Genomic DNA, 22,808 nt, shown 5'->3' with positions numbered 1-22,808 from the left:
TCAGATCTCCCGCATCGTCGCCCCGCATCCCCACCGGACCGACTACCGGAGGAGCGCGCCATGGACCTCGACGTGCTGTACGAGATCGACGTACCGAAGCCCTGGCAGGGCTCCCATCCGCACGGCCAGCGCGCCGCCGAGCAGCGCGCCTACCGGGAGGCCGTCGAGCAGATCCGGCTCGCGGACCGGATGGGCTTTCGCACGGTGTGGGCGGTGGAGCACCACTTCAGGGAGGGCCGTTCGCACTGTCCGGCGCCCGAGGTGCTGCTCGGCCATCTGGCGGCGCTGACCGAGCGGATCCGCCTCGGCTTCGGGGTCACCCTCACCCCGTTCGGCTTCACGCCGCCGCCCCGGCTCGCCGAGAAGGTGGCCGCCGTGGATGTGCTGTCGGACGGGCGCGTCGAGTGGGGGACGGGCCGCTCCACGCCCATGGAGCAGACCGCGTTCGGTGTCGACCGGGAGCGGTCGCGGGACGACTGGCGCGAGGCCATCGAGATCGTCACCGGCATGTGGCGCGAGGAGTACTTCCAGTACGAGTCCGAGCGGTACAGCTTCCCGCGCCGCATGGTCACCCCGAAGCCCGTGCAGGATCCGCACCCGCCGTGCTGGATGGCGGCCACATCGGCCGGTTCCGCGGAGGTGGCGGGGGCGGCCGGGCTCGGTCTGCTGTCCTTCTCGATCATGCAGCCGCTGGAGGCGATGGGCCGGCAGGTCGCCGCGTACCGGGCGGCGGCCCGCGCCCCGAGCCCGATCACGGACGTCACCACGGACAAGGTCGCCGCCTACACCCTCGTGCACGCCGCCGACCGCCCCTCGCGGCGCGTCTGGGACTCGGTCGCCTGGTGGTACCGCAACCTCGCCCAGTTCACCCTCGACTGGGAGCTGCCGCACCTCTCCGCCAAGGAGCGCGACGAGGCCTTCCCGCTCCTCGGCCCGATCATCGAGGGGAACGTCCCGGTCACCGACTTCGACGCGGGCGACATGATCCTCATCGGCGACGCGGAGACCATCGTCCGCAAGGCCAAGCGGTACGCGGACCTCGGTATCGACCAGCTCATCTGCTACGTCCAGTGGGGATACCTGGAGCACCGGGAGATCCTGCGCACGATCGAGATCCTCGGCAAGGAAGTCATCCCCGAACTGGCGGCGTACAAGCCGAAGCCGGCCGCGCCGTGACGTCTCCCGCGGGTGAGCCGCTCGACGACGCCCCCGTCCCCGACTACGCCGCCCTGCACCGCGTCGACGGCCGTGCCTTCGTCCTGCTCGGCGCGGGCAACGGCATCGGCCGGCAGACCGCCCACGCGCTCACCTCGGCGGGCGCGCGCGTCCTGTGCGTGGACATCGACGATGGGCGCGCGGAGGCCGTCGCGGCGCGGACCGGCGGCGTGCCGTACGTCGCGGACGTGACGCGGCGGCAGGACGTCAAGGACCTTTTCGCTTACGCGCAAAGGGAGTTGGGCCCGGTCGGCGGTGTCGTCGACATCGTCGGCATGGCCCGCTACGAGTCCCTGGACGCGCTCGACGACGACGGGTGGCAGTGGCACTTCGACCTGGTCCTGCGGCACGCCTGGCTCGCCGTTCAGTACGGGGGAGCGGCGGTGGCCGCGGCGGGCGGCGGGCCGCTGGTGTTCGTTGCGTCGGTCTCCGGGCTCACCGCGGCCCCGCTGCACGGCGCGTACGGGGCCGCCAAGGCGGGTCTGATGTCGCTGGTGCGCACGGCCGCCGTCGAGTACGGGCCGCGCGGAGTGCGGGTCAACGCGGTGGCGCCCGGCGTCGTGTGGACGCCGCGCGTCGCGGGGCTGCTCGGCGAGGAGGGCCGCGCCGCCAACGCGGCGAACGCCCCGCTCGGCCGCGTCGCCGAACCCGCCGACATCGCCGCCGCCCTGCTCTTCCTGGCCTCGCCGCTCTCCTCGTACGTGACGGGCCAGACGCTCGTCGTGGACGGCGGCACCGGGGTCAAGTTCCCGTATCCGACGATCGGTGACACCTGAGGCGCGTGCCGCGTCGCCGCGGTGCCAACCAGGTTGTTCTGTAAGGCTCTTGACTAATCCCCACACGAAGCCACAAGAATCTGTTGGCTCGCGTTCGCTTGTGGCGAGTCATGTTGGCTTCGAGGGGATTTCCGCATGTCTGCTAGCCGTAGATCCGTCAGCCGTAGATCCGTGTTGGCCGCGAGCGCGGCCGCCCCCGTCGTGGGAGCGCTCGCCGCGCCCGCGGCCCGCGCCGCCGAGGGGCGCGCCGGGAGCGTCGGCCGCCGCACCGTCGACCTCACCGACGGCTGGCGCTTCGCGCTGGTCAGCCCGGACGGCATCACCGACCCCACCGGCGCGTACGCGGACGCCGAGCGGCCCGGCTTCGACGACACGAAGTGGCGGAAGGTCGCGATCCCGCACGACTGGTCCATCGAGCAGACGCCCACCGCCGAGCACAACACGACGAGCGGAACGGGCTTCCTGCCCGGCGGGCTCGGCTGGTACCGCAAGACGTTCACGGTGCCGAAGACGTACGAGGGCAAGCGGATCTCCGTCGAGTTCGACGGTGTCTACATGGACGCCAACGTGTACGTGAACGGTGAGCCGGTCACCCATCACCCCTATGGCTACACCGGGTTCGCCCACGACATCACCGATCTGCTCCACCTCGACGGCGCCACCCCCAACCTGCTGGCCGTCGAGGTCCGCAATCGGCTGCCCAGCAGTCGCTGGTACTCCGGCAGCGGTATCTACCGCCACGCCCGCCTCGTCGTCACCGAGCCCGTGCACGTCGAGCGCTGGGGCACCTTCGTCACCACACCCGACCTCGCGGAAACCCTGAAGAAGGGCTACGCCACCGTCGACGTGCGCACCACCGTCGTGGGCGTCTCGGACACCGTGACCGTCCTCTCCACGGTCCGCGACGCCAAGGGCCGCCGCGTGGCCCGCGCCGAGTCGACCCTCACGGGCGTCGGCAGGGACGGCGAGACCGATCACGTACAACTGCGGATCGAAAAGCCCGAGTTGTGGTCCATCGAGACCCCGGGAAACCGCTACACCCTCGTCACCGACCTGCGCGTCGACGGCCGCACCGTCGACACCTACCGCACCCGCTTCGGCCTGCGGCACGCCACTTTCGACCCCGACGAAGGCCTCTCGCTCAACGGCACGCACACGAAGATCAAGGGCGTCGACCTGCACCACGACCTCGGAGCGCTCGGCGCCGCCGTGCAACCCGACGCCGTCCGCCGCCAGTTGAGCATCATGAAGTCCATGGGTGTCAACGCGCTGCGCACCTCGCACAACCCGCCCGCGCCCGAGGTGATCGAGGCCTGCGAGGACCTCGGCCTCATCATGCTCGTCGAGGCCTTCGACTGCTGGCGCACCGGCAAGAACACCTACGACTACGGGCGCTTCTTCGACGAGCACTCCGACGCCGACATCGCCGAGATGGTGCGCGCCGCCCGCAACTCCCCGGCCGTCCTCATGTGGTCCATCGGCAACGAGATCCCCGATTCCACCCAAACCTCGGGCATCGCCATGGCGGAGCGCCTCATCGCCGACATCAAGGAACTCGACAGCACCCGCCCCATCGTCATCGGCTCCGACAAGTACCGCTCGCTGCCCGCCGCCGGATCGCCCGCCGACAAGATCGTCCAGGGGCTCGACGGCCTCGGCCTCAACTACAACACCGCGGCGTCCGTGGACGCGCTGCACGAGCGCTACCCGCACCTGTTCCTCTTCGAGTCCGAGTCCTCCTCCGAGACCTCGAGCCGCGGCACGTACCAGGAGCCCGAGCACCTCAACACCGGCGAGAACCACACCCCGGGCAAGCGCGCCACCTCCTCCTACGACAACAACCTCGCCTCCTGGACCATGAGCGGCGAGTACGGCCTGAAGAAGGACCGCGACCGGCGCTTCTTCGCCGGCGAGTTCCTGTGGTCGGGCATCGACTACATCGGCGAACCCACCCCGTACGACGTGTTCCCGGTGAAGGCGTCGTTCTTCGGCGCGGTCGACACGGCCGGCTTCCCGAAGGACATGTACCACCTCTTCCGCAGCCAGTGGACCGACGAACCGATGGTGCATCTGCTGCCCATGGACTGGACGACGCACGAGGACGGCGCCGAGGTCGAGGTGTGGGCATACGCGAACGTCGCCGAGGTCGAGCTGTACCTCAACGGACGTTCCCTTGGCGTGCGTTCCTTCGATCGGAAGAAGACCGTCGACGGCCGCCCGTACCTGGAGACCACGGAGGCCACCCACGACGACAAGACCGTCACCTCCGGCCCCTACCCCGGGAGCTACACCTCGCCGAACGGCAGCGCGGGCAAGCTGCACCTGACATGGAAGGTGCCCTTCGCGGCCGGCGAGCTGAAGGCCGTCGCGCGGCGCGGCGGCAAGGCGGTGGCCACCGACGTGCTGCGTACGGCGGGCGCCCCGCATGCCGTGCGTCTGACGGCGGACCGGAAGGCGGTCGCGGCGGACGGGCGGGCCCTCGCCTTCGTCACGGCGGAGGTCGTCGACGGGAAGGGAACCGTCGTCCCCGACGCCGCGCGGCTCCTCGAATTCGACGTCAAGGGCGGTCACCTGGCGGGCGTCGACAACGGGCAGCAGGAGTCCGCCGAGCGCTATCAGGCCAGTACCCGCACGACGTTCCACGGCCTCGCGCTCGCGATCGTGCGCGCGGGCACCGAGCCCGGCAGCCTCACCGTCACGGCGCGCGCGAAGGGCTTGCGGCAGGGCAAGGTGACACTGCGGGTCACGGGACCCGCGGGGGAGCCGGTCACCCCGGCCCGGTCCTTCGCCCCCGACCCCGGCCCGGGAGCCACCAAGTACCCGTTCGCCGACGCCAGTTACTCGGGCGCCGCCAAGACACTTCCCGCCGCGATGCTCGACGGCGACCCGGCCACCCAGTGGTCCAACGCCTTCGACAAGGCCGCCACCGCCCTGCTGCCCGCCTTCAAGGGCGCACGCCCGGCGGACTGGGTCTCGCTGACCTGGGCGGAGGAACGGCAGGTGGGCCGCGTCGAGGTCGCCTTCACGGTCGACGCCACCCACTCCCTGCCCGCCGCGATCGAGGTGGCCGTCGGCGACGGCGAGACGTACAAGGGCATCGACGATGTCGACATCGACTGGGCCGAAGGCTCCGGCGGGCCCACCGTCCTCACCTTCGACGCGGTACGCGGCCGGTCGCTGCGCCTGAGAATGCGCAGCCGCAAACCCGGGGAGGCCGAGGGCGGCATCGGTATCAGCGCGGTGGACGTGGCGCAGTCCTGACGCCGGGCGGTCACGGGCTCGCACATGATCAACGGGCCGCAAAGAACTGCGGCTTGACCGGCACACTTCGGTCGGCATGTTCTACGGTTTCCGGAAGACGTTCGGAGAATTATCGGATCCGGATCCGGACGGACATGTCGACGGAGGTGGGGAACGTGGCCGGGGAAGGCACTCAGCGCAAGGCAGCCACGCGGAGCCCTGAGGGGCCGGCCAAGGTGACGATCACCGAGATCGCGCGGGAGGCGGGGGTGTCCGTGCCGACGGTCTCGCGGGTCGTCAACGGGCGCTCCGACGTCTCGCCCGGCACCCGGGCCCGCGTCGAGGACCTGCTGCACCGCCACGGATACCAGCGGCGGGCGCCCGCGCCCGGGGACCGGGCGGCCCTGCTCGACCTGGTCTTCAACGACCTGGACAGTCCGTGGGCCGTGGAGATCATCCGCGGCGTGGAGGAGGTCGCGCACGAGTCGGGCGTGGGGACGGTCGTCTCCGCCATCCACGACCGGGCGGGCGCCGCGCGGGAGTGGATGACCAATCTGCGGGCCCGCGCCTCGGACGGCGTGATCCTGGTGACGTCGGTGCTCGACTCCGGTCTGCGGGACGAACTGCAACGCCTGGGCGTTCCGTTGGTGGTGATCGACCCGGCGGGCTCGCCCGTGACGGACGCGCCGACCATCGGCGCCACCAACTGGGCGGGCGGGATGGCGGCCACCGAGCATCTGCTCGCGCTCGGGCACCGGCGCATCGGCTTCATCGAGGGGCCCCCGCGCCTGCTGTGCTCACGGGCCAGGCTCGACGGGTACCGGGCCGCGCTGGACGTCGCGGGCGTCCCCATCGAGAGCGAACTGATGGTGTCCGGCGACTTCTACCACGCATCCGGTTTCGCCGGCTGCAACCGGCTGCTCGACCTCGACGAACCGCCCACCGCGATCTTCGCGTCCAGCGACCAGATGGCGCTCGGCGCGATCGAGGCGCTGCGGCGGCGCGGCCTGCGGGTGCCCGAGGATCTGAGCGTCGTCGGGTTCGACGACCTTCCGGAAGTGCGCTGGTCGGCGCCTCCGCTCACCACGGTGCGCCAACCGCTCTCGGACATGGGCAAGTTGGCGGCGCGTACCGCTCTCGACCTGGCCCGTTCCGTGGAACCCGCGGCTCCGCGCGTCGACCTGGCGACGGAGCTCGTGATCAGGGCCAGTACGGCGGCGCCGCGGAACGCGTAACTCCGCCGCAGCCGCCACAGGGGCGTCAACAGCCTTTTTTGTTAAGGCCGTTGACGCCCCTGTTGTATGCCCGTAACTTCCCTGGCCATCTACCGATAGTTTTCGGATTCCTTCCGGAAGGTGCGCCATGCCAGTGTTCGACCGAGCCGCTGTGTCCCCGTCCGCCGTCGCCGCGGCCCTGTCCCGCCGGCGGTTCCTGGGGACCGCCTCCGCCGTGGGCCTCGGGGCCGCCGGCCTCTCCGCCTGTTCGGACTCCGAATCCGGTGCCACCGACGGCAAGGGCCGCACGGTCGTCGAGTGGTGGAACATCCAGACCACGGAGCCGTCGAAGACCGTCTGGCCCGAGCGGGCCAAGGCCTTCGAGGCCGAGCACCCCGACGTGCACATCAAGCTCGTCACGCTGGAGAACGACGCGTACAAGTCGAAGCTGACCGCGCTGACCAGCTCGGGGAAGCTGCCGGACATCTACCACACGTGGGGCGGCGGGGTCCTCAAGCAGCAGATCGACGCCGGTCTCGTCGAGGACCTCACCGAGGCCATCAAGCCGATGTCCAACCAGTTCGTGGGCGTGGCCCCCGACCCCTACAAGGTCGACGGCAAGATGTACGCGATGCCCATCGAGATCGGCGGCGTCGGCTTCTGGTACAACAAGGCGCACTTCAAGAAGGCCGGCGTCACGAGCCCGCCCGCCACCTGGAGCGACTACCTCGACGCCGTCGAGAAGCTGAAGAGCGCCGGGATCACCCCCATCGCCCTCGCGGGCAAGGAGAAGTGGCCCGGCATGTACTACTGGGCCTACCTGGCGATGCGCATCGCCGGCGTCGACGGCATGCAGAAGGCCGCCGACGCCAAGGACTTCACCGGCGAGGACTTCGTCAAGGCCGGGGAGCGCCTCAAGGAACTCGTCGACCTGAAGCCGTTCCAGAAGGGCTTCCTCGGCGCCGCGTACTCCACACCCAACGGCGAGGCCGCCACCATGGGCAACGGCAAGGCCGCGATGGAGCTGATGGGCCAGTGGGCACCTCCCACACAGGCGGATGCGGGCAAGGGCATCGGCAAGGACCTCGGCTTCTTCACGTTCCCGACGGTCGCAGGCGGCAAGGGCGACGGATACGACATCTTCGGCGGAGGCGGCGGCTACGCCGTGCGCAAGGGCGCCCCCAAGGCGGCCGTCGACTTCCTGAAGTTCTTCATGTCGCCCGCGTCCGACAAGATCCTGGTGCAGAAGGCCGACCTGATGCCGGCCGTCAAGGACGCCATCGGCTCCCTCACCGACCCCAACCTCAAGCTCGTCTCCGCCGCCCTGGACAAGGCGACCGGATTCCAGCTCTACCTCGACCAGGCCTACCCGCCCGCCCTCGGTCAGGAGATCAACGACTCGGTCGCCGCCCTCATCGCCGGCCGCAAGTCGCCCGAGCAGGTCGTCCGTTCCATCACCCAGGTCGCCAAGAGCCAGTAAGCAGCCATGACTTCGACCCAGATCAACGACGCGCGGCCCGCTCCCGTCAAGGAGCAGGCCGCCCCGGCACCGCACCGGCGCCCGCTGGCGCGCCGGGTACGGGACTGGCTCACCGCCTTCTCGTTCACGGTGCCCGCCCTCGTCCTGTTCGCCCTGTTCGTGCTCACGCCGATCCTCTACGCCCTGTACGTCAGCTTCTTCAACTGGGGCGGATTCGGGGCGCCTTCGGACTTCGCCGGTGCCGACAACTACACCCGACTCCTCGACGACCCGGTCTTCCTCGGCGACCTGTGGCGCGGACTGCTCCTTGTGGTGTTCTCCGTCGGGCTCCAGCTCCCGTTCGCGCTCGCCATGGCCGTCCTGCTCAACCAGAAGCTGCGCGGCCGGGCCGTCTACCGGATGCTGTTCTTCGCCCCGTACGTCCTGTCCGAGGTCATCACCGGCGTCCTGTTCTCCATGATCTTCTCGCCGGACGACGGGCTCGCCGACAAGCTGCTCGGCTCCATCGGCCTCGACGGCCTCGGCGGCCTCTGGTTCGCCGACCAGGACTGGGCACTGCCCACCCTGTTCCTCGTCATGATGTGGAAGTACTTCGGCTTCCACATGATGCTGTACCTGGCCGGGCTGCAAGGCATCCCCGCCGAACTCCACGAGGCCGCCCGCATCGACGGCGCGAACGCCTGGCAGCGGTTCCGCAGCGTCACCCTGCCGCTGCTCGGACCCACCGTCCGGATCAGCGTCTTCCTCTCCGTCATCGGCGCCATCCAGCTCTTCGACCTGGTCTGGGTCACCACCCAGGGCGGCCCCGACCACACCTCCGAGACGATGGCCGTCACCCTCTTCCAGTTCGGCTTCAAGCGCTACCAGATCGGCTACGCCAGCGCGATCAGCATCGCGATGTTCCTCATCAGCCTCGTCTTCGCCATCGCCTACCAGAAGTACGTGCTGCGCCGGGACACCGAAGGAGCCCTCACCACCATGCGAGGCAACCGATGAGCGCCCTCAGTCACACCGCGCGCCGCCGCCTGCGCTCCACACCGCTGTACGTCGCCGTGTGGGTCGTCGGCGTCGCCATGGTCACCCCGCTCCTGTACGCGCTGGTGTCCGGGTTCAAGTCCACCGACCAGCTGTCGGGGAACTCGTTCGGGCTTCCCTCGCCGTGGGTCGTGTCCAACTACACGGACATCCTGGCCGACGGCTCGTTCTGGCGGATGCTCGGCTCCTCCACGCTGGTCGCCGTCGGCACCACGGTCCTGACCGTCGGCGCGTCGGCGCTCGCCGCCTTCGCGCTCGCCCGATTCGCCTTCAAGGGAAGGGAGTTGATGTTCACTCTCTTCACCGTCGGCCTGATGTTCCCGTTCGCCGTGGCGATCCTGCCGCTGTTCATCCTGCTGCGCACCTTCGGGCTGCTCGACAACCCGCTCGGCGTGATCCTGCCGCAGGCCGCGTTCGGGCTGCCCATGACCATCGTCATCCTGCGCGGCTTCTTCCGGGAGATCCCCGGTGAGCTGGAGGAGGCCGCGACCCTCGACGGCTGCTCCCCCTTGGGCTTCTTCTGGCGGATCCTGCTGCCCATGGCGCGCCCCGCGCTCGGCACCGTCTCGGTCCTCGCCATCGTCACGAGCTGGAACAACTTCCTGCTCCCGCTGCTCGTGTTCACCCAGCCCACCTGGTGGACGATCCCCGTCGGCGTCCAGCAGTTCCAGGGCCAGTACGCCACCGACATCGCCCGCGTCTTCGCCTACCTCGTCCTCGCGATGGTGCCGGCGCTCGGCTTCTACGCCGTCGCCGAACGGCAGCTCATCGGCGGCATCACGATGGGCGCCACCAAGGGCTGACCACCCTGCCAACGACCGCAACGTGTCACGCACTTGAGGAGATTCATGGCTCAGCCCTGGCAGGACACCAGCCTGCCCGCCCACGTCCGGGCGGCGGACCTGCTCGCCCGGATGACCGCCGAGGAGAAGACGGCCCAGCTGTGCAGCGTGTGGCTGGGCGCCTCCGTCGGCTCCGACGCCGACGCCGCCGTGGCGCCCGGACAGCACGAGTACGCCGCCGACAGCGCGGACCTCGACGCCCTCCTGCCGTACGGCCTCGGCCACCTCACCCGGCCCTTCGGCACGGTCCCCGTGGAGCCCGCGGAGGGCGCCGCCCGCCTCGCCGACCTGCAACGCCGCATCCGCGCCGGCAACCGGTTCGGGCTGCCCGCGCTCGCCCACGAGGAGTGCCTGACCGGCTTCGTGGCCTGGCAGGCCACCGTGTTCCCGACCCCGCTCGCCTGGGGCGCCACCTTCGACCCCGCGCTGGTCACCGAGATGGCGCGGGCCATCGGCGCCTCCATGGGCGCCGTCGGCATCCACCAGGGCCTCGCCCCGGTCCTCGACGTCGTACGCGACCCGCGCTGGGGCCGCACCGAGGAGTCGATCGGCGAGGACCCGTACCTCGTCGGCACCATCGGCACGGCCTACGTGCGCGGCCTCGAGGCCGCCGGGATCGTCGCCACGCTCAAGCACTTCGCCGGCTACTCGGCCTCGCGCGGCGCCCGCAACCACGCGCCCGCCCCGCTCGGACCCCGGGAGCTCGCGGACGTGCTCCTGCCGCCGTTCGAGATGGCGCTGCGCGAGGGCGGCGCCCGCTCCGTGATGGCCGCGTACAACGACATCGACGCCCTGCCCGCCCACGCCCACACCGCCCTGCTCACCGGGCTGTTGCGCGAGGAGTGGGGATTCGGCGGCACCGTCGTCTCCGACTACTTCGGCGTCGCGTTCCTGGAGTCCGCCCACCGGGTCGCCGCGTCCGATGCGGCGGCGGGCAGGCTCGCGCTCGCGGCGGGCGTGGACGTCGAACTCCCGGCCGCCCACTGCTTCGCGACGGACGAGGCCCTCCCGGAGGGACCGCTCGACCGGGCGGCGCTGCGCGTGCTCACGCAGAAGTGCGAACTGGGGCTGCTCGACCCGGAGCGGGAGCCGGTGGACCCGGGGGAACCCGTCGACCTGAACCCGCCGCAGATGCGGGAGCTGGCGGCCAAGGTCGCGCAGGAGTCCGTGGTGCTGCTCGCCAACGACGCGGGGCTCCTGCCGCTGCCCGAACCCCGTGGCCTGCGCGTCGCACTCGTCGGCCCCCTCGCCGACGAGCAGGCGGCGATGCTCGGCTGCTACACGTTCCCGCGCCACGTCGGCGTCAACCACCCCGAACTGCCCACGGGCGTCGACATCCCGACCTTCGCGGAGGCCCTGCGCGCGGAGCTGCCGGGCGCCGAGTTCGTGGACGACCCCGGGCGCGCCGATGTGTGCGTGGCCGTGGTGGGGGACCGGTCGGGGCTCTTCGGGCGCGGCTCATCGGGTGAGGGCTGCGATGCCGAGAGCCTGGAACTCCCGTACCAGCAGGGCAAGTTGTTGGATGAGGCGCTCGCCTCCGGGGCGCCGACCGTCATCGTCGTCCTCAGTGGACGGCCCTACGCGCTCGGCCGCTGGGCGGACCGGGCGGCCGCCGTCGTGCAGGCCTTCTTCCCCGGGCAGGAGGGCGGCGCGGCCGTCGCGGGGGTGCTGTCCGGCCGCGTCGAACCGTCCGGCCGCCTCCCCGTCGGAGTGCCCCGCACCCCCGGCGGCCAGCCCGCGCCCTACCTGGTCCCGCCGCTCGGCCGGCACGGCGGCCCCAGCAATATCGACCCCACCGCGCTCTACCCGTTCGGCCACGGCCTCTCGTACACCACGTTCGCCTGGGACGCCCCGCAGTGCGAGGCACCTGAATTCGGCACCGACGGCGAGGTGTCGCTCAAGCTGACCGTGCGCAACACCGGCGAGCGGCCAGGCACCGAAGTCGTCCAGCTCTACCTCCACGACCCGGTCGGCACCGTCGCCCTCCCCGAGGCCCGGCTCGTCGGCTACGCCCGCGTCCCCCTCGACCCCGGCGCGTCGGCCGAGGTCCACGCCACGCTCCCGGCCGACCTCGCCGCGTACACCGGCGCCGACGGCCGCCGCGTCGTCGAACCGGGCGCCCTCGAACTCCGCGTCGCCGCCTCCAGCGAACACGTCCACCACACGGTGCCGCTCACCCTGACGGGGCCGGTCCGCGAGGTGGGCCACGAGCGGCGGATGCGCTGCGAACTCCGCGTCAAGTAAGAGCCCGACACACCGTGCACACCGATCAGTTGAGGAGATGCGTCATGCGTACGACCCGCATCAGATCCGCCGCCCTCGCCGCCGCCACGGCCCTGCTGCTCGGCGGCGTCGGTGGCCTCACCGCCGCCCCCGCCACCGCCGCGTCCGCCTCCGCCGCCGCGCCGGCCGCCGGTAAGAAGCCGGCCACCCTCCACGACCTCGCCCGCGCCCAGGGCCGCTACTTCGGCTCCGCCGTCGACAACCCCGAGCTCGCCGACACCCCGTACGCCGAGCTCCTCGGCAGCGAGTTCGGCCAGACCACACCCGGCAACGGCATGAAGTGGTACGCCACCGAACCCCAGCGCGGCGTCTTCGACTTCACGGCGGGCGACGAGATCGTGCGGTACGCGCAGTCGAAGGGCCTGAAGGTCCGCGGACACACGCTGCTCTGGCACAGTCAGCTCCCCGATTGGCTGAACAACGGCACCTGGAGCGCCGACGAGCTCCGCTCGATCCTCAGAAACCACATCACCAAGGTGGTCGAGCACTACCGCGGCAAGGTGTTCGCCTGGGACGTCGCCAACGAGATCATGAACGAGGACGGCACGTACCGGGAGAACATCTTCTACAAGACGCTCGGCCCCGGCTACATCGCCGATGCCCTGCGCTGGGCCCGCGCCGCCGACCCCAAGGTCAAGCTGTACCTCAACGACTACAACGTCGAGGGCACGGGCGCGAAGTCCGACGCGTACTACGCGCTGATCAAGCGGCTCAAGGCCGACCGCGTGCCCGTCGACGGCTTCGGCATGCAGGCCCACCTCGCCCTCCAGTACGGCTTCCCGAACCAGATGCGGCAGAACATCCGGCGCTTCGCGAACCTCGGCGTCGACGTCGCGATCACCGAGCTGGATATCCGCATGATGCTCCCGGCCGACCAGACCAAGCTCGCCCAACAGGCCGACTGGTACGGGCAGGTGACCGACGCCTGCCTCGCCGTGAAGCGGTGCGTCGGCATCACGCTGTGGGGCTACTCGGACCGGCACTCGTGGATCCCCGACTTCTTCGAGGGCGAGGGCGCCGCTCTGCCCTGGGACGAGAACCTGAAGCACAAGCCGGCCTACGACGCGATCCGCCAGGCCCTGACCGACTGACGCGTCAGTCCTCGGCCGCCACGCCGAGGCGCGCCTGCTCCTCCTCGACGATCCGGCGCGCGATCTCCGCGTCGGACACGTCGACGGCGTCGGGCGTCGCCTCGGCCATCGAGCTGCGCCGCGCGTACGCGTCGAACAGGCGGGACTTGTCGGCGAGTATCCGCACCAGCCGCTCGTCGACCCCGCCGGTGGCCAGCAGACGGTGCACCCGCACCGATCTGACCTGGCCCATGCGGTGCGCCCGCGCCACGGCCTGGTGTTCGAGGGTCGGCTTGATCTGCGGCTCGCACAGGATCACCACCGATGCCGCCTGGATGTTGAGTCCGACGCCGCCGGCCTGGATCTGCGAGACGAGGACGGCGGGCCCGTCCGCGGCCGCGAACTCGTCGACCAGCAGCTGTCTGCGCGCGGGCGGCACGCTGCCGGTGAGCGGGCCGAACACCGGTCCGCCGACGGGCGGTTCGGCGGCGAGAGCGGTGCGGACCGCGCCGAGCACGTCGCGGAAGTTGGAGAACACGACGGCCTTCTGGCCCGACTCCGCCGCCTCTCTCACCAGTTCGCGCAGCCGCTCCAGCTTGGCGGACTCCGCCGGGCGCGCGTACGCCGCCCGGCGCATGGCCATGAAGTTGCCGGACGCGACGGCCTCCCGGTAGGCGGCCTCGTCCGCCGCGCTCAACTCCTCCCACTCGTCGGTGTGCTGGAGGCTGGGCAGCTCGGCCAGTACGTCGTCCTGGTTGCGCCGCAGGTAGACGGGGGCGACCGCCGCGCGGAAGGCGACGGACCCGGCGAGGCCGTCCTCCTCGTCGAGCCGATCCGCGAGCGAGGGGTCGAGCACGCGCACGAGGTTGCGGAACTCGCCGACCCGGTTCTCCATCGGGGTCCCGGTCATGAACAGGACCCGCTCGCAGTGCTCCGCCCATTCGGTGACGGCCTTCGAGCGCAGCGTCTGCGGGTTCTTCACCGCGTGCGCCTCGTCGACGACGAGCATCCCCAGCTCGCCGCCGCCGGGCGCGGGGAGGGTGCGCAGCGCGTCGTACGTGGTGACGGCGACGCCGCCGCGGCCCTTCCAGCCCGCGAAGGCCTCGGCCCGGTCCGCGCCGTGCACCGGCAGGACCCGCAGCGCGCTGCGGGCCTCGATCTCCCGCGTCCAGTTCACGAGAACGCTCGCCGGGCAGACGACCATGAAGTGGCTCTGCCCCTCGGCCGCCAGGTGGGTCAGCGCGGCGATGGCCTGGACGGTCTTGCCGAGCCCCATCTCGTCGCCGAGCAGCGCGCGGCGCCGCGCGAGTGCGAAGCGGGCGCCGAACGCCTGGTAGCCGCGCAGCGACACCCGAAGCCGCGACTCGTCGAGCGCTTGCGTCCGCACCTGTTCGGCGATGTCGGCGGGCAGGAAGCCCTCGGCGGCGTCCTTGTCGGGGGCGAGCCCGGAGATCTCGCCGAGAACGCTGTAGTACTCGGCGGAGCGCACCTCGAAGTCGACCCAGGCCGCCACGTCCGTCGCGGGACCGCGCAGCAGGTCGACCGAGGCCTGGGCGAGCAGCGCGGGGGTGCCCGCCCGCTCGGCCTCCGCGACGACGGCCCGTACCTGCTCGGCGGCGTCGAGTGCGCGGGCCTTCCTGGCGCGCCCGGCGAACAGCAGCCGCAGCCGCCCCGCCACGGGCCGCGCCTCGTCGAGCAGCGGCCCGAGCCGCCGGGCGATGCCGCTCGCGGTGTCCACGGCGTGCCGCGCGTCGGGCCCCGCCTCCACCAGCACGTGCAGCGCCCTGACCACCGCGGTCGTCCGGGGCTCCGGCTCGTCCACGTCCAGCGGCACCGCCGCCGTCTGCCGCACGCGCTCGGCGAGCCGGCCCGCGGCGGCCAGCAACTGCGTCGCGGTCTGCGGGCCCACGCCGTGGATCCGGTGGAGGCGGGCGGGCCCCGCGTCGAGGACCTGCCGCACCGTGGTCAGCCCGTCCCGCTCCACCAGGCCGACGCGGACCCGCCCGTCCGTGGCCTCCTGGAGCCGTGCCACGGGCATGGTGTCGAGGACCCGTGCCACCGATTCGTCGAGCAGTGGTGCGAGGGCGTCCCGCACGGTTTGGACGGCCCGTGCGTGGTCGTCGAGCAGGCCGCGCGCGGCCGCGTGGAGGCGTGTGCCGTCGGCGACCGCCTCCCGCTCACTGCGTCCCATCGGCCCTGCCCTCCTCCTGGCGCGTCCGGCTCCGGCCGGTTCGTGCATCTTCGCATCGGGGTGTGACAGAGGGCATGGCGTCACGCAACGGGGTCGCGCTCCCGGGCGGGCCGCTCACCGCGTCGCGTACAACTCCTCGATGTCCTGCGCGTACGCCTCCAGGACCGCCGCCCTGCGAACCTTCAGGGACGGGGTGAGCAGGCCCTGGGTGGCGCCGAACTCGTGCGGCAGGATGCGGAAGGCGCGGATCGACTCGGCACGCGAGACACGGGAGTTGGCTCGTGAGACCGCGCGCTGTATGTGGCCGTGCAGCTGCTCGTCGAGGACCGCCTCCTCGGGGGCGCTGGGGACACGGCCCTTGAGCGCCTGCCAGCTCGCCAGGGCCTCCGGGTCGAGGGTGATCAGGGCCGTCACGTAGGGGCGGTTGTCGCCGATCACGAGGCAGCCGGAGATCAGCGGATGGGCGCGCAGCTCCTCCTCGAGCGTCTGCGGGGACACGCTCTTGCCCGCGCTGGTGATGATGATGTCCTTCTTGCGGCCGGTGATCACCAGATAGCCGTCGGCGTCGAGGTGGCCGAGGTCGCCGGTGGCGAACCAACCGTCGCGCAGCGCCGCCTCGTTGGCCTTGCGGTTGTTGAGGTAGCCCGCGAAGACGACGTCGCCCGCCACCCAGATCTCGCCGTCGTCCGCGATGTACACGGCGTTGCCCGGCATCGGCTTGCCGACGGTGCCGTGCCGCACCGCGCCGAGCGGCTGCGCGGTGACCGCGGCCGTCGTCTCGGTGAGGCCGTAGCCGTTGTACACGGTGATGCCGCACCCCTGGTAGAACAGGCCCAGGTCGCGGGAGAGCGGTGAGCCGCCGGAGACCGCGTCGCGTACCTGGCCGCCGAGCACCGCCCGCACCTTCGCGTACACGAGGCGGTCGTACACCTTGTGCATGAGCCGCATGCGGGGCCCCGGCCCCGGGCCCTCGCCCGCCGCGTGCCGCTGCACCGAGGCCGCGTACCGGATCGCGGTGCGCACGGCCCGCTCGAACAGTGCGGTGTGGCCACTGTCCTGGGCGTTGACCCGTGCCTTGGCGAAGACGCGCTCGAAAATGTAGGGGACCGCGTAGAGGATCGTCGGCCGGAACGCCGCGAGGGCGGGGAGCAGCGCGCTGGGGGAGACGTCGGGCTGGTGGGCGACGTTGATCCGGCCGCGCACCGAACTGACCACCACCATCAGGCCGTAGCAGTGCGCCAGTGGCAAGAAGGCGAGCAGCGCGTGCTGTCGGCCGGGCGGCGTGAGCGCGTCGGCCCAGCCGACCAGGAGGCTGTCCGCCTCGGACGCCAGGTTCGCGTGAGTGATGACGCAGCCCTTGGGGCGGCCCGTCGTGCCGGACGTGTAGCAGATGACGGCGGTGTCGTGCGGCTGCACCGCGGCCCGCAGCCGGTGCACGTCCTCGTCGGACACCGAAGCGCCCGCCTCGACGAGCAGGCCGAGGCCGCCCGAGTCCAGCTCCCACAGGCGGGTCAGATCGGTGCGCGCGCCGTAGGCCGCGGCCACCGTCATCGCGTTGTGCTCGTTCTCGACGACGACGCCCACGGCGTCCGTGTCGTAGAGGATCCACCGCACCTGCTCGGCCGACGAGGTCGGGTAGACCGGCACGACCTCGGCGCCCAAGGTCCACAGCGCGTACGCGATCAGCGTCCACTCGTAGCGGGTGCGCGACATCACGATCACCCGGTCGCCCATGCCGACCCCGCCGGCGAGGAAGCCGCGGGCCACGGCCATCACCTCGTCACGGAACCGCGACGTGCTGACCTCCTGCACCGGGCGACCGTCCTGGAGCAGCGAGAACTGCGTGCGTTCCGGTTCCTCGAGCGCGGCGCCGAAGACCGAGTCGGCGAGACCACCCGACACCAACAGGGGTGCCAGGCGGGGCGATGCGTATTGCCGCATGTGTCTGCTCATCGCTCCCTCTGATAGGCAAACAGGGTTGACGATTCAACCTGAATGCGTCGGAACGGCAAGCTACATGCAAGGGGAACTTTTCGCCCCGGGGTTGCATAACGAATCGGCAGTCAGCGGCGGGGCTTCCGATACGCTGCTGGCTCCAATGGCATGTACATCTAGAGGAGCGATCTCCGTGAAGCGGCGCCCGACCCTGGCCGGACTGACGATGGTGCTGGTGGTCGCGCTCGCGGCCTGCGGCGGCGGAACGGAGAAGGCGGCCTCCGTGCACGGCGGCGGTGGATCCGCCGACAGCCAGTCGATCGAGCAGCACGACGACAAGGTGACCGGGGTGCGCGACGGGGTGCGCCACGTGACCCGGCGGACGACCCGCGCCACCCGGCCGCACCTGGTGAAGAAGTGCTCGACGGACAGCCGCAAGGTCCGGCACACCAAGCGCAGCAAGGGCCGCACCAAGACCTACTACACGACGAAGAAGGTCCGGGACTGCCACAAGGTGCGTCGCGGATCCGAGCGGTACACGCGGGTGTTGCGGGCCGAGCGGTGGTGCGTCCGCCTCGACGACGTCGGCGGCAGGCGCACCGCCGACGACCGCTGGTACCGCGTCAACTCCACGGTCTACGGAGAGGTGAAGGGGGAGGCGGACCGGGCGAAGGTCACCGTCCAGCCGCTGCGCGAGGGCTGTTGAGCCCGACCCGGCTCATGTGGCGGCGACCTCCGGGATGCGCTCCTTGACCAGGGCGTAGAGGACGACCGCCACGGCCATCACCCCGGCCGCGGTGAACACGCCCGCGGCCCAGCTGCCGGTCGCGTCGCGCAGCACACCGCTGACGACGGGGCTGGCCACCGCGCCGATCTCGGCGACCAGGTTGAACAGGCCGAACAGCGAACCGCGGTCCTTCTCCTCGGCCAGGTCGCCGAGCAGGCTGTGCACGATCGGCTGGAGCGCGTTGAAGAACAGGCCCGAGCAGAACAGGATCAGGCCGAGCAGCAGCAGCGAGGGGTCGCCGTTCGCGACGCTCACGCCGAACGCCACCGCGAGCACCGTGTGCACCGCCGCGCAGATCACCGCGAGCGGCTTGCGGCCCTTGCCCGCGCGCACCCGCCGGTCCGCGATCCAGCCGCCGACGGGGAAACCGATGATGCCCGCGCCCGCGTTGAACGCCGCGGTGAGGGCGGCGGCGCCCAGGCTGCTGTGCGCGGCCTCCGCGACGATCTGCACCGACCAGAACGAGAAGAACCACAGGTTCCACATCACGGCGATGAAGCCGATGTAGATCAACCAGACGTTCCGGTTGAGGAGTTGGCTGCCGCGGCCGGTGCGCACGATGCCGCGGATCACGATCGTCACCATCACGAGGAACAGCACCGCGGAGCCGATCGCGGTCAGCCAGTCCGGCCAGCTGAACTCGTCGGCGAGCAGGAACAGTCCGAGGATCGCGATGGCCGCGGGGATCGAGTAGCCGATGAGGCGCAGCGCGGGCGGGCCGATCCGCAGCGGCCTGTCGCCGCGCCCCCGGAAGAACGTCCACGTCGCCCCGGCCACCAGCAGCGACACGACGCCGAACACGTACAGCGGCATGCTCCACGCCCGGCCGCCCATACCCAGCGCGCCGCCCCAGTCGATGAGGTGCGGGGTGGCGACGATGCCGACGGTCAGGCCGATGGACAGACCGGACAGGACGACGCCGAGACCTATGGTGCGGCGGGCCGCGGGCGTGTGATTGATGACCAGGACACGGTCGTTGGAGTAGAAGACGCCCTCGCCCAGACCGGTGAGCACGCGGGCCACGACGAAGCCGATGAGCCCGCCGGTCAGGCCCGACACGAGGGTGAGCAGGCCGGCCCACAGCAGCGAGACGACGAGCATCTCGCGGTGGCCGTAGCGGTCGCCGAGCCGGCCGCCCGCGTACTGCGTGAGCATGTAACCGGTGAAGAACATCGAGCCGATGAGCCCGCCGAGCGTCGCCGGGTTCGAGGCGTCACCGATGAAGCCCGCCTTGTTCTCGATCATCCAGGCGACGACGGGCCCGGTGACCGTGCGGTCCGCGTAGCTGATCAGCCAGCCCGCGAGCAGGAAGCCCCACAAGTGGGTGTAGTGCCCCGAGAAGAGCGGGCGGCCCTTGGCCTCGGTGGCGGTGCGTGGTGGAGCGGCTGAATCCGACATGGGTTCCCCTGGGCGCTGAGCGGCAAGCGGCGAGAAAGCGCTTGCTAACCTCGCAGAGCCGTGCGCGCAGGTCAACGGGTAGGACCGGGCCGCTTCATCGATTCGCGTCCAGGACGGCCGCGAGACCCTCCCGCAGGTCCCCGACGAAGTACTCGGGAACCTCCAATGCCGCGAAATGTCCTCCGATTTCGGGTTCGCTCCATCGGACGATCCGCCGGTACCGCTGCTGCGCCCAGGGGCGCGGGCACTTCTCGACGTCGCGGGGGTACGCGGTGATGGCCGAGGGGACGTCGACCCGGAGGTCGGGGTCCAGGGAGTTGTGGCTCTCGTAGTAGATGCGGGCCGCCGAAGCGCCGGTCCGCGTCAGCCAGTACAGGGTGACGTCGTCGAGGATCCGGTCCATGGGGATCCGCTCGAACGGGCTGTCCTCGGTGTCCGTCCACTCGGCGAACTTGTCGAGGATCCAGGCGAGCAGCGCGACCGGCGAGTCGACGAGCGCGTAGCCGATGGTCTGCGGCCGCGTCGCCTGCTGCTTCGCGTACGCCGCGCGGTGCTTCCAGAAGTCGCGGGTCTCCTCGGCCCACGCGCGCTCGGTCGCGGTCAGTCCGTCCGTGGGCAGGCCGGGCGGGCCCTCCGCGAACGTGGTGTGGATGCCGAGCACGTGCTCAGGGAAACGGCCGCCGAGGACGGTGGTGATGTTGCCGCCCCAGTCGCCGCCGTGGGCCAGGAACCTGTCGTAGTCGAGCCTTCCCATCAGCTCCACCCAGGCGGCAGCGATCTTCTCGGTGCCCCACCCGGTGGTGGCGGGCCGGTCGCTGTGGCCGAAGCCCGGCAGCGAGGGGACCACGACGTGGAACGCCGGCGCGTCCGGGTCCTTCGGGTCCGCGAGCTCGTCCACGACGTCGGTGAACCGGGCGACGCTGTCCGGCCAGCCGTGGGTCATGAGCAGGGGAGTGGCGTCCGCGCGCGGGGACCGGCGGTGCAGGAAGTGGATGCCCAGACCGTCGATGGCCGTACGGAACTGGCCGATCCGGTCGAGGCGGTCCTCGAACGCCCGCCAGTCGTACTCCGTGCGCCAGTGGCGCACGACCTCGGCGAGGTCGGCGAGCGGGACGCCCTGTGCCCATCGGCCGGGGCCGGGTGCGGCGCCCTGGACCGTCTCGGCCTCCGGAAGGCGCGCCGCGGCCAGGCGTGCGCGCAGATCGTCGAGTTCGGCTTCGGTCGCGTGGGCGGTGAACGCCTGCACGTCGCTGCTCGGGCGGGGCATGAGACCTCCTGGCATCGCGGAACCGGCTAAGGCGGTTCTAGCAGCGTTCACGGTGGTGCCGCAACCGCCTAAGGTGGTTCCATGCGTGATCGGTTCCCTGAATTCCGCCTCGGCAAGGTGCTGGCGACCAGCTTCACGGCGACCCTGACAGAGCGTCAGAGTGAGCCCGTGGAGCGGATTCCCACGCCGCAGCGGCTCCTCGACTGGCTGGCGGTGTACGGCCTCGACGTGGACTCGTGCACCCTCGCCGAACTGGCTCTCGCCCGGGAGTTGAGAGAGTCGATCCATTCCGTCGCGACGGCGGCCGCGCTCCAGGAGGCGCTTCCGGCGTCCGCCGTGCGGGTCATCAACGACCGCAGCGTTCAGGGCCGGGCCGCGGCCGTCCTGACGCCCGGGGGTGAGCGGCGGTGGCGGCTCGGCCCTGAGTCCCGCGTGGAGGACGCCCTCAGCGTGATCGCCGCGGACGCGATCGGCATCGTCGCGGGAGAACGCGACGGAAAGCTGGCCCTGTGCGCGTCGCCGACCTGCCGGGCCGCATTCTTCGACGCCAGTCAGAGCCGTACGCGCCGATGGTGCGACATGAACACGTGCGGAAACCGCCAGAAGAAGGCACGCTTCCACGCGGGACGCCGGGGCGGCACGGGACCGGCGACGGGCTGAGCGACATCCGTCCCGGTGGGGCGAGTGGCACGCACTTCGGGGCGGGGCGGGCGCCAGGCCGCCGGGGCGGGTGAGTGTCAGGGTGCCTCGGGCGGGGCGAGCGTCCCCTCGCTCGGGGGTGTGAGTGTCACGTCGCCTCGGGCGGGGCGGGTGTCGCGTCGCCGCGGGGCGAGTGGGTTTCACGTCGCTCCGGGCGGGAGGGGTCTCACGTCGCCCCGGGCGGCGAGGTGTCACCTCGCCTCGGACGAGATGAGCGTCATCCCGCTTCGGGCGGGATGGGTGCCCCGTCGTTGGCCGGGTGGTTCACGCCTCTGGTCGGCGGGCCCGATCTGCGAAGTGTCACCTCGTCTGGGGGGTGGGTGTCAGGTCGCTTCGGGGCGGGTGAGCTCACGTTGCCCGGGGTGGCATGGGGGCATTTGGCTTCGGGTGGGACAGGTGTCCGGTCGTCGGCCGGGTGGTTCACGCCTCTCGGCGAATGAGTCCGATGTGTTCAGTGATCGAATGCGATGAGCGATCGGAGGGTCGGGGCGCCAGTCTTGTGGTTTCGCCAGATCGCGGCGGCCATCGCGAGGATGCGTTGGGCGACACGGACGGCGACGCCTTCGAAGGTCCGTCCACCGTGGTGTTCCGGGTCCAACTGGCCCTTGAGCGTGTCGTTCACGGACTCGATGAGCTGCCTCACGGACTTCAGCAGTCCTTCGCCCTTGCGCTTCTTCTCCCGCTTGAACGAGGGCCGCAGCAGAGTGACTCCCCGCATCGCGAGGTCGTTCTCGAATTCCTTGGAGGCGAAGCCCTTGTCGAGATCAGCAGCAGTCCCGGCCGGTCGGCGACCAGGCCGGCGTCGATGCCGAGCATGGCTTGCAGGACCTCTCGCTCGTCCGTCTTCGCGTTGGCGAGCGCCCACAGGATCGGCACGCCGGTGGGGGTGCAGACCAGGTAGAGGCGCAGGCCCCAGAAGTATCGGGAGTGGGAGGCGCAGTACCCGTATCCGGCCCAGCCGGCCATCTCCGAGCGCTTCACCGTCGGCCTCGACATACCGCACGGCAACGGAGTGGAGTCGACGATCCAGTGGTTGTCGAACCAGAAGTCCGTATCGACAGCGAGCATTCGTATCGCCTTCTTGACCAGCGGCAACGCGGCCTTGAGACGCTTGTTGTACCCGGACTGCTGCGGCAGGTACGGGGACATCGAGGCCAGGTGCTGGTTCGCGTACCGCAGCCACCGTGCCTCGGAGTGGAACCCCAGCAACGCCTGCGCGACCGCAAGGGTGACCAACTCCGCGTCACTCAACCGCGGAGGACAGCCCATCCATCGCCCTGTCTCCAGATCGTCGTCGATCTTTACGTACAGGGTGGTGAGCAGTGTGTTCAATTCATCGGGCACACACCAATCCTGAACATCTCGGTGAACTCGGG

General features: G+C 71.0%; 15 protein-coding genes and 1 pseudogene. 11 read left to right on the top strand and 5 right to left on the bottom strand.

What is annotated here, in order from left to right; translation table 11 throughout:
* Nucleotides 1-60: 60 nt before the first annotated feature.
* The 9 genes from ACNYS0_RS08915 (at nt 61) to ACNYS0_RS08875 (ending at nt 13,176) form a co-directional block, all read left to right on the top strand.
* Complete coding sequence (locus ACNYS0_RS08915; RefSeq protein ID WP_422472117.1) at nt 61-1,176, top strand: LLM class flavin-dependent oxidoreductase; 1,116 nt, start codon at nt 61-63, stop codon at nt 1,174-1,176.
* On the top strand, nt 1,173-1,991 hold the full coding sequence (locus ACNYS0_RS08910; protein ID WP_422472116.1) for an SDR family NAD(P)-dependent oxidoreductase: 819 nt from the start codon (nt 1,173-1,175) through the stop codon (nt 1,989-1,991). The genes ACNYS0_RS08915 and ACNYS0_RS08910 overlap by 4 nt, the downstream gene beginning before the upstream one ends.
* Nucleotides 1,992-2,126: 135 nt before the next feature.
* A complete protein-coding gene (locus ACNYS0_RS08905) occupies nt 2,127-5,252 on the top strand; it encodes a glycoside hydrolase family 2 TIM barrel-domain containing protein (protein ID WP_422472115.1) in 3,126 nt (1,041 codons plus the stop codon).
* 215 nt (nt 5,253-5,467) lie between these two features.
* Entirely contained in the window at nt 5,468-6,466 is a 999-nt protein-coding gene (locus ACNYS0_RS08900) for a LacI family DNA-binding transcriptional regulator (protein WP_422472114.1), read from the top strand.
* A 127-nt stretch (nt 6,467-6,593) separates the two neighbouring features.
* Nucleotides 6,594-7,925 carry an extracellular solute-binding protein gene (locus ACNYS0_RS08895; RefSeq protein ID WP_422472113.1) on the top strand — a complete coding sequence of 444 codons (1,332 nt, stop codon included), beginning with the start codon at nt 6,594-6,596 and terminating at the stop codon, nt 7,923-7,925.
* A gap of 6 nt (nt 7,926-7,931) precedes the next feature.
* The gene (locus ACNYS0_RS08890) at nt 7,932-8,921 is read left to right on the top strand and encodes a carbohydrate ABC transporter permease (protein WP_422472112.1); all 990 of its coding nucleotides are present in this window, start codon (nt 7,932-7,934) and stop codon (nt 8,919-8,921) included.
* On the top strand, nt 8,918-9,763 hold the full coding sequence (locus ACNYS0_RS08885; protein ID WP_422472111.1) for a carbohydrate ABC transporter permease: 846 nt from the start codon (nt 8,918-8,920) through the stop codon (nt 9,761-9,763). Before ACNYS0_RS08890 ends, ACNYS0_RS08885 begins: the two co-directional genes overlap by 4 nt.
* Nucleotides 9,764-9,808: 45 nt before the next feature.
* Nucleotides 9,809-12,046, top strand: coding sequence for a glycoside hydrolase family 3 N-terminal domain-containing protein (locus tag ACNYS0_RS08880; protein ID WP_422472110.1), 2,238 nt, complete (start codon nt 9,809-9,811; stop codon nt 12,044-12,046).
* A gap of 44 nt (nt 12,047-12,090) precedes the next feature.
* Nucleotides 12,091-13,176 (top strand): endo-1,4-beta-xylanase, encoded by a 1,086-nt coding sequence (locus ACNYS0_RS08875; RefSeq protein ID WP_422472109.1) that lies wholly within the window; start codon nt 12,091-12,093, stop codon nt 13,174-13,176.
* 4 nt (nt 13,177-13,180) lie between these two features.
* Here ACNYS0_RS08875 and ACNYS0_RS08870 read toward each other — a convergent pair whose 3' ends face one another.
* Both ACNYS0_RS08870 and ACNYS0_RS08865 read right to left on the bottom strand, forming a co-directional pair.
* Nucleotides 13,181-15,346: a DEAD/DEAH box helicase gene (locus ACNYS0_RS08870; protein ID WP_422472108.1), complete on the bottom strand. Its 2,166-nt coding sequence runs from the start codon at nt 15,344-15,346 to the stop codon at nt 13,181-13,183.
* Between the two features lie 114 nt (nt 15,347-15,460).
* Nucleotides 15,461-17,287, bottom strand: coding sequence for an AMP-dependent synthetase/ligase (locus tag ACNYS0_RS08865; protein WP_422472107.1), 1,827 nt, complete (start codon nt 17,285-17,287; stop codon nt 15,461-15,463).
* Between the two features lie 187 nt (nt 17,288-17,474).
* Here ACNYS0_RS08865 and ACNYS0_RS08860 point away from each other — a divergent pair, with 187 nt between their 5' ends.
* Complete coding sequence (locus ACNYS0_RS08860; protein ID WP_422472106.1) at nt 17,475-17,987, top strand: hypothetical protein; 513 nt, start codon at nt 17,475-17,477, stop codon at nt 17,985-17,987.
* A gap of 12 nt (nt 17,988-17,999) precedes the next feature.
* On the opposite strand, the gene ACNYS0_RS08855 is transcribed toward ACNYS0_RS08860, so the two are convergent.
* Nucleotides 18,000-19,466 (bottom strand): MFS transporter, encoded by a 1,467-nt coding sequence (locus ACNYS0_RS08855; protein ID WP_422472105.1) that lies wholly within the window; start codon nt 19,464-19,466, stop codon nt 18,000-18,002.
* Between the two features lie 94 nt (nt 19,467-19,560).
* Complete coding sequence (locus ACNYS0_RS08850) at nt 19,561-20,733, bottom strand: epoxide hydrolase family protein (protein ID WP_422472104.1); 1,173 nt, start codon at nt 20,731-20,733, stop codon at nt 19,561-19,563.
* Nucleotides 20,734-20,814: 81 nt separating this feature from the next.
* On the opposite strand from ACNYS0_RS08850, the gene ACNYS0_RS08845 reads away from it, so the two are divergent.
* Nucleotides 20,815-21,393 carry a CGNR zinc finger domain-containing protein gene (locus ACNYS0_RS08845; protein ID WP_422472103.1) on the top strand — a complete coding sequence of 193 codons (579 nt, stop codon included), beginning with the start codon at nt 20,815-20,817 and terminating at the stop codon, nt 21,391-21,393.
* Between the two features lie 490 nt (nt 21,394-21,883).
* Here the strand turns inward: ACNYS0_RS08845 and ACNYS0_RS08840 are convergent.
* Nucleotides 21,884-22,776, bottom strand: a pseudogene (locus tag ACNYS0_RS08840) (IS982 family transposase).
* Nucleotides 22,777-22,808 lie beyond the last annotated feature (32 nt).

The organism is Streptomyces anthophorae (assembly GCF_049310305.1).
Classification (GTDB): Bacteria; Actinomycetota; Actinomycetes; order Streptomycetales; family Streptomycetaceae; genus Streptomyces.
The sequence above is the reverse complement of the archived record's forward strand: the minus strand, read 5'-3'. Positions and strand labels throughout refer to the sequence as shown.